A 517-nucleotide genomic window follows, 5' to 3' on the forward strand; every position below is an offset into this window, starting at 1 on the left:
GTGACCTTCGGGTTATGAGCCCGACGAGCTGCCAGACTGCTCCACCCCGCGTCCGTCTTCTGCATCAGCAGAGAGGTGAAACTTTATCAGGTTTTTCTTACCCCCGTCAACACTGCGCCGGAAAATTTATTTTCGCTGCTTTCGCTGCGACCCCGGCGCCGTTGCGAGGGGGCGAACTATAGCCTAGTCGGCAAGCCATTGCAACAGCGGCTGCCACTGTTCTTCGTCACGACGATGTTTGGCGCGCGGCGGATCGAACACGGTGAGCCCTGCAGCCGCCGCGTTGACGTAGTTCTGCGTGTTGCGCAGGTAGGCTGTTATCGGAACATCGAAGTGCTGCAGGAACTCTTCGAGCATAGCCGCCGCGCGAGTACGAGGATCGACGCGCATCGCCACAATTCCGATGATTCCGCGACGACCGCGCAGTTCGTTACGAATCGAGTTCAAAAAATCCTCGGTCGCCGCCATATCGAATACGGACGGCACGACGGGAACGATGACACGATCAACCACGCGC

General features: G+C 58.6%; 1 protein-coding gene. It reads right to left on the reverse strand.

Annotated elements, in window-relative coordinates:
* Positions 1-183 precede the first annotated feature (183 nt).
* Positions 184-517: ParA family protein (locus L6Q67_RS24480; RefSeq protein WP_367171695.1), on the reverse strand; the 334-nt coding region annotated here is incomplete at its 5' end.

The sequence above is a fragment of the Zoogloea sp. genome (assembly GCF_023150065.1).
Classification (GTDB): Bacteria; Pseudomonadota; Gammaproteobacteria; order Burkholderiales; family Rhodocyclaceae; genus Zoogloea.